General features: G+C 65.3%; 5 protein-coding genes and 2 pseudogenes. 5 read left to right on the top strand and 2 right to left on the bottom strand.

Annotation, left to right across the window (positions count from 1 at the left end; all coding sequences use genetic code 11):
• Positions 1-96: 96 nt before the first annotated feature.
• Together J7360_RS20295 and J7360_RS20290 are read right to left on the bottom strand one after the other, a co-directional pair.
• Positions 97-222 (bottom strand): annotated as a pseudogene (locus J7360_RS20295) (type II toxin-antitoxin system death-on-curing family toxin); the annotation flags it as partial.
• Between the two features lie 9 nt (positions 223-231).
• Positions 232-453: an AbrB/MazE/SpoVT family DNA-binding domain-containing protein gene (locus J7360_RS20290; RefSeq protein ID WP_209034665.1), complete on the bottom strand. Its 222-nt coding sequence runs from the start codon at positions 451-453 to the stop codon at positions 232-234.
• Between the two features lie 149 nt (positions 454-602).
• Between J7360_RS20290 and lexA the strand changes: the two genes are divergently transcribed.
• From lexA to J7360_RS20265, 5 genes and pseudogenes are all read left to right on the top strand, one after another.
• A complete protein-coding gene (lexA, locus tag J7360_RS20285; RefSeq protein WP_057658432.1) occupies positions 603-1,208 on the top strand; it encodes a transcriptional repressor LexA in 606 nt (201 codons plus the stop codon).
• A gap of 1 nt (position 1,209) precedes the next feature.
• Entirely contained in the window at positions 1,210-1,863 is a 654-nt protein-coding gene (gene imuA, locus J7360_RS20280) for a translesion DNA synthesis-associated protein ImuA (protein WP_209034663.1), read from the top strand.
• Between the two features lie 9 nt (positions 1,864-1,872).
• Positions 1,873-3,291, top strand: a complete 1,419-nt coding sequence (locus tag J7360_RS20275) for a DNA polymerase Y family protein (RefSeq protein ID WP_057658430.1) — start codon at positions 1,873-1,875, stop codon at positions 3,289-3,291.
• Positions 3,292-3,471: 180 nt separating this feature from the next.
• On the top strand, positions 3,472-6,723 hold the full coding sequence (locus J7360_RS20270; RefSeq protein WP_057658428.1) for an error-prone DNA polymerase: 3,252 nt from the start codon (positions 3,472-3,474) through the stop codon (positions 6,721-6,723).
• Between the two features lie 238 nt (positions 6,724-6,961).
• Positions 6,962-7,231 (top strand): annotated as a pseudogene (locus J7360_RS20265) (VOC family protein); the annotation flags it as partial.
• Positions 7,232-7,344: the final 113 nt, after the last annotated feature.

The raw sequence follows: 7,344 nt of genomic DNA, 5'->3' as shown, positions 1-7,344 counted from the left end.
GCGGAAAGCGCCAGAAATGGCGAAATTCCGAAGTTCCAAAAGCCACTCTTCGGAACGACGCCACCTTCCGCCCTGTCAGGTCTCGTTGTTCAGACCTTCCTTAGGTCTAGCAAGGGCGGAGTCGAGTAACGCATCGTCGCGCACACCGCTCCCGCCACCATGTTCGGCCAGCTGGCGGTCGTGGATAGCCAAGACAAGTGGCCGCTCGATCCAGATGATCATGCGTGTGCGTTACTGCGCCAGTTTGTTGAGCAAGGTGCGGCGCTCACGCATCACCTGCTCGGCCACATCCATCTGCGCGGCCAACGTCGGGTCGAATGCGGTCAGCTTGATGCCGTCGGGCGTTTCCAGTGCATAGAGTTCGTCGCCCTTTCCAAGCCGCAGGCGGGCCAGCAGTTCCTTGGGCAGGGTGACGCCGGCGGAATTGCCGATGGCAGTGATCTTGAGTTTCATGGCGGCATCTCACGTTAATACGAAAGTTATAACCCTGTCGTCAGCCAGTCGCAAGTGACGTGCTGAAGCGGCTCAGCAAGCCGGTCTCGCCTGCTGCGATCGATGGGTGTACAAATGTACACCTTGTCCCGTTCTGCTGCCGCGCCCCGATGCCATCGCTTCCCCCCCAACGTGCCGCCGTGCTGGCGTTCCTGCAGGAGCAGGCCCAGGCAGGCGTCTCGCCCAGTCTGGCCGAGATCGCGCAGGCCTTCGGGTTTGCCTCGCGCAATGCCGCACAAAAGCACGTGCAGGCGCTGGCCGATGCCGGATTGATCGAGCTGCTGCCCAATCAGAAACGTGGCATCCGTCTGCCGGGGGGCGCCGGTCGCGATGAATTGCTGGCCTTGCCGGTGCTGGGGCGGGTGGCAGCAGGCCTGCCGATCGGTGCGGACATCGGCCTGGAGCGTCAGCTCTGGCTGGACCGCGCGCTGTTTTCGCTGCGTCCGGATTACCTGTTGCAGGTGCAGGGGGATTCGATGATCGATGACGGCATTCTGGATGGCGACCTGGTTGGCGTGCATCGCAGCAATGAGGCGCGCGACGGGCAGATCGTGGTGGCGCGGGTGGATGGCGAAATCACCATCAAGCGCCTGGAGCGCGGCGCCGAACGCATCCGCCTGCTGCCGCGCAATCGTGCGCATGCGCCGATCGTGGTGGCGGCCGATGCCGACTTCGCGATCGAAGGGCTGTACTGCGGCCTGATCCGGCAGGGCTGAGATGAGCCAGGAGCCGGCGCGCATCAGCCAGGACGGGAATGCGGCAGTGGCACTGCCGCTGGACGCCCTGCTGGCCGCGCGCACCGTCTGGCGTGCAGGCCAGGGCACGGCCACCGTCAATGGCGGCGAATCCACCGGGCATGTGGCATTGGATGCGTTGCTGCCCGATGGCGGCTGGCCGCGGCGTGCCTTGACCGAGTTGTTGTTGCCTGCGCACGGCATCGGCGAGATCGCCTTGTTGCTGCCCACGCTGGCACGCATGACTGCCAGCAGCAGCCGGGTCGTGCTGGTCGCGCCGCCGTTCATTCCTTACGCGCCGGCCTGGCAGGCGGGCAGGGTGGTGCTGGAGCATCTGGAAGTGGTGCAGGCCGAGCCGCGCGAAGCGTTATGGGCGTTCGAACAATGCTTGCGCAGCGGCGCTTGCGCTGCGGTACTGGGCTGGCCGCAAACCGGCGATGCGCGTGCGCTGCGCCGGCTGCAGGTGGCGGCCGATAGCGGCAACTGCTGCGCCTTCGCGCTGCGCGACCGCCGTCATGCGGTGAATGCATCGCCGGCGGCCTTGCGGCTGGAATTCCTGCCCGAGCGCGATGCCTGGCAGGTGCGCAAGTGCCGCGGCGGGCAGGTACCGTCGCAGCCGTTGCGGCTGGCGCATTGAGGCGCGCGCATGTTGTGGGCCTGCATCTTGCTGCCGCAGCTGGCGCTGGACGCCGTCCTTCGGCGTCTGGAAGCGCCGCAGGCGCCGCTGGTGCTGGTGGAAGGCCCGGCGCAGCTGCGCAGCCTGCATTCGGTCAATGCCGCCGCTGGTGCGGCTGGGTTGAAGGCCGGCATGCGGCTATCGGCGGCGCATGCCTTGATGACTCAGGTAAGCACCATCGATTACGACGCGCAAAACGAAGCGCGCACGCAGCGCTTTCTTGCGGCCTGGGCATATCGGCATAGTTCGCTGGTCAGCCAGCAGTGGTCGCGCGCCATCGTGCTGGAAGCCGGTGCCAGCTTTCGCCTGTTCGGCCCCTGGCCGCGCTTCGAGCGTCGCCTGCGCGATGAGCTGCAGGCCTTGGGCTTCCAGCACCGGCTTGCGCTGGCGCCCACGCCGCGCGCCGCGCGCGTGCTGGCAGGGCTGCGCGACGGCATGGTGGTGACGCAATTGCCGGCCCTGCACAGCACGCTCGACAAGGTGCCTGTGCGCCGCGCTGCATTGCCCGACGATGCCGGCGAGCGCCTTCAGCACATGGGCGTGCGCACGCTCGCGGCGGTGCGTGGGTTGCCGCGCGACGGGTTGCGCCGGCGTTTCGGTGCGGGCCTGCTCGATCATCTGGATCGCCTCTACGGGCAGGTCGACGACCCACTGGAGTGCTACGCGCCGCCAGACCACTTCGACCACCGCGTGGAGTTGGGGTATGAGGTGGAAACGCATCCGGCGCTGCTGTTTCCGTTGCGTCGGTTGATCGGCGACCTGTGCACGTATCTGTCCATTCGCGATGGCGGCGTGCAGCGGTTTTTATTACGCCTGGAGCACGAAGAAGGTGCGACCGATGTGGAGATCGGCCTGCTCACGCCGGAACGCGCGCCCACCTTGCTGTTCGAGCTGGCCCGCAACCGGCTGGAGCGGGTGGAGATTCCGCGGCCGGTGGTGGCGATGCGCTTGCTGGCACGGCAGCTGCCGCCGTTCGTACCGGCCATGCGCGACCTGTTCGATCAGCGCGCGCAGCAATCGGTGGAGTGGCCGCAACTGCGCGAGCGCCTGCGTGCACGGCTGGGCGATGACGCGGTCTATCGCGTCTTGCCGGCCGACGACCCGCGCCCGGAGCGCGCGTGGCGCCGCGCCATCGGCGATGCGATGCGCGAAGCCGCCGCGCCGCAGCGTCCGCCGCGCCCCACCTGGTTGCTGCCGCAGCCGGTGCCGCTCCACGACCCGCACCTGCGCATCGTGTCCGGCCCGGAGCGGCTGGAAAGCGGTTGGTGGGACGACGATGAAGCGCGTCGCGATTACTACGTGGTGGAGACAGCACGCGGCCGGCGTGGCTGGGCATTCGCCGCGCCCGGTCGGGTGGACGGCTGGATGCTGCATGGGTGGTTTGCGTGAGCGCAGGGATGCCATTGCAGGATCCGAGCACGGGCCGCCTGGCGCTGGTCGCGGGGTGGGTGCAGGCTGCAGGTGCCGGGCCTTCAAAAAGAACGCAGCAGGAGCTGCAGCGACGCGATCCACCGCGGACTGCAAAGGCCGTGCGAGACAGCATGGCGCTGTTGAAGGCATCCAGCATCCATGAGCTGGGATGACGCCATTGATGGCGTAGACCGCGACACGCCCGGTGGGCGCATGCCGCGTGCCTGGAATGTGGCTGCACGCCTGCGCGCGGCCAATGACGATATCGTCCATGCGCAGCAGGCCGATGATCTGCCTGCATATGCCGAGCTGCATTGTCTGTCGGACTTTTCGTTCCTGCGCGGTGCCTCCAGTGCCGAGCAGTTGTTCGCACGCGCGCAGCATTGCGGCTACAGCGCCTTGGCCATTACCGACGAATGCTCGCTGGCCGGCATCGTGCGTGGCCTGGAAGCGTCGCGTGCCACCGGCGTGCGGTTGATTGTCGGCAGCGAATTCACCCTGGTCGATGACATCCGCTTGGTGCTGTTGGTGGAAAATGCGCACGGTTACCCGCAGCTGTGCGGGTTGATCACTACCGCGCGGCGTGCGGCAAGCAAGGGCGCCTATCGCTTGGGTCGCGCCGAGGTGCAAGCGCAGTTTCGCGACGTGGTGCCGGGCGTGTTTGCGCTGTGGCTACCCGGCGCGCAGCCGCAGGCAGAGCAGGGCGCCTGGTTGCAACAGGTCTTCGGCGAGCGGGCGTTTCTGGCAGTGGAACTGCATCGCGAACAGGACGATGTCGCGCGCCTGCAGGTCCTGCAAGCGCTGGCGCAGCAATTGGGCATGACCGCGTTGGCCAGTGGCGATGTGCATATGGCGCAGCGTCGCGAGCGCATCGTGCAAGACACCTTGACCGCCATCCGCCACACGCTGCCGCTGGCCGAGTGCGGCGCACACCTGTTCCGCAATGGCGAGCGGCATCTGCGAACCCGGCGCGCGTTGGGCAATATCTACCCGGATGCGTTGTTGCAGGCCACCGTGGAGTTGTCGCAGCGTTGTACCTTCGATATTTCCAAGATCAGCTACACCTATCCCAGAGAGCTGGTGCCGGAAGGCCACACGCCCACCAGCTATCTGCGTCAGCTCACCGAAGCAGGCATCCGCAAGCGCTGGCCGGGCGGCATCTCGGCAAAGGTGCGCGAGGACATCGAAAAAGAGCTGGCGCTGATCGCGTTCAAGAACTACGAAGCGTTCTTCCTCACTGTGCAAGATGTGGTGCGCTTCGCACGCGATCAGGACATTCTCTGCCAGGGCCGTGGCTCATCGGCCAATTCGGCGGTGTGCTATGCGCTGGGCATCACGGCGGTCAACCCGGATGAAACGCGGTTGTTGATGGCGCGCTTCCTGTCCGAAAAACGCGACGAGCCGCCGGACATCGACGTGGACTTCGAGCACGAACGCCGCGAGGAAGTGCTGCAGTACGTCTACAGCAAATACGGGCGCGAACGCGCGGCGCTGGCGGCGACGGTGATCTGCTATCGCGGCAAAAGCGCCGTGCGCGATGTGGCCAAGGCCTTCGGCCTGCCGCCGGACCAGATTGCGTTGCTGGCTAATTGCTACGGTTGGGGCAATGGCGAAACGCCGATGGAACAGCGCATCGAAGAAGCCGGGTTCGATCTGGCCAACCCGCTGATCAACAAGATCCTGGCCGTTACAGAGCATTTGCGCGATCACCCACGGCACCTGTCGCAGCATGTCGGCGGTTTCGTGATCTCCGACGAGCCGCTTTCGCTGCTGGTGCCGGTGGAAAACGCGGCCATGCCTAATCGCACCATCATCCAGTGGGACAAGGACGATCTGGAAACCATGCAGCTGCTCAAGGTCGATTGCCTGGCGCTGGGCATGCTCACCTGCATCCGCAAGACGCTGGAGCTGGTGCGCGGCCACCGTGGGCGCAATTACAGCATTGCCACGCTGCCAGGCGATGACGCGCCAACCTACAAGATGATCCAGCGCGCCGACACCGTCGGCGTGTTCCAGATCGAATCGCGTGCGCAGATGGCGATGCTGCCGCGGCTCAAACCTGCAGAGTTCTACGATCTGGTCATCGAAGTGGCGATCGTGCGCCCCGGGCCGATCCAGGGCGACATGGTGCACCCATATCTGCGCAGACGGCAGGGCCGCGAAGAAGTGAACTACCCGTCGCCTGCGGTTGAAGACATCCTCAAGCCCACGCTGGGCGTGCCGTTGTTTCAGGAGCAGGTGATGGAACTGCTGATGCATGCTGCCGATTACAGCGAGGACGAAGCCGACAACTTGCGTCGCTCGATGGCCGCATGGCGGCGCGGCGGCGACATGGAACAGCATCGCACGCGCGTACGCGAACGCATGCAGGGCAAAGGCTACGCCTCCAGCTTCATCGACCAGATCTTCGAACAGATCAAGGGTTTTGGTTCCTACGGTTTTCCGCAGAGCCATGCCGCCTCGTTCGCCAAACTCGTCTATGCCAGCTGCTGGCTCAAACGCCACGAGCCGGCCGCCTTCGCCTGCGGGCTGCTCAACGCGCAGCCGATGGGCTTTTATTCGGCCAGCCAGATCGTGCAGGATGCGCGCCGCGGCAGCCCCGAGCGCGAGCGCGTGGAGGTGCTGCCGGTGGATGTGTTGCACAGCGACTGGGACAACACCCTGGTCGGCGGCCGGCCGTGGCGCAGCGCTGCCGATCCCGGCGAACAACCGGCGATCCGGTTGGGCATGCGGCAGGTCGCCGGACTGTCGCAAGTGGTGGCGCAGCGCATCGTTGCCGCACGCACGCAGCGGGCGTTCGCCGATATCGGCGATCTGTGCCTGCGCGCCGCACTCGACGAAAAAGCACGCCTGGCATTGGCAGAAGCAGGCGCCTTGCAAGGCATGGTGGGCAACCGCAATGCCGCGCGCTGGGCAATGGCCGGTGTGGAGGCGCGTCGCCCACTGTTGCCGGGCAGCCCGGAGGAGCGCCCGGTGGAGTTCGAGGCACCGCGCGCGGGCGAAGAAATCCTTGCCGATTACCGCTCGGTCGGCCTGAGTCTGCGCCAGCATCCAATGGCGCTGCTGCGCCCGCAGATGCGCCAGCGGCGCATCCTGGGTCTGCGCGAATTGCAGGGCCGCCGCCACGGCAGCGGCGTGCATGTGGCCGGCCTGGTCACCCAGCGCCAGCGCCCGGCCACCGCCAAGGGCACCATCTTCGTCACCCTGGAAGACGAGCAGGGCATGATCAACGTCATCGTCTGGTCGCACCTTGCGCTGCGTCGCCGCCGTGCGCTGCTGGAATCGCGCCTGCTGGCCGTGCGTGGTCGCTGGGAACGCGTGGACGGCGTAGAGCATCTGATCGCCGGCGACCTGTACGACCTCAGCAACTTGCTCGGCGACATGCAGCTGCCCTCGCGCGATTTCCATTGACGCTTTTCGGGCCTTGGATTGCGGCTAGATTCTATGTGCGTTCCATACCCAACTGCTGGCTTTTGGGAACGCTCCGACCTTCCTGACAACCGTTTTTTTCAGGAAGAGGCCTTCGCGGTAGAGCGTCACCATGAAGATCATATTCGTCATGTTGCTGGCGTCGGTTGCAGCTAGGGCGCAAGCTCCGACACCTCAAGCACGGTGTAGTGAGAGTGAAGCAATGAACAACGACGCAAGAATAATCGCGGTGGACCACACAGGCTTCGCGGTATCGTCATTGGACGAAGCTGTTCGGTTCTGGACAGGAGCACTCGGCTTCAAGCTTGAGCGACAGTCGGAGATGGGGGGCGATTTCCTGTATCAGGTGACTGGCGTCGATGATCCCAATGTAAAAACGGCAATCGTCAGGGCACCAGACGGTTATGTGATCGAACTATTACAATATTCAAAAGGGCGCCAGAACGGGGCGGTGCCGAACAGCGCGGGGGCGATTGGTGCGGCCCACCTAGGGAAGGTCTGAACAACGAGACCTGACAGGGCGGAAGGTGGCGTCGTTCCGAAGAGTGGCTTTTGGAACTTCGGAATTTCGCCATTTCTGGCGCTTTCCGCGGGAATTTCCCG

The sequence above is a fragment of the Xanthomonas sp. D-99 genome, assembly GCF_017746145.1.
Lineage (GTDB): Bacteria > Pseudomonadota > Gammaproteobacteria > Xanthomonadales > Xanthomonadaceae > Xanthomonas > Xanthomonas cissicola.
This window is presented reverse-complemented; position numbering and strand designations above follow the sequence as displayed.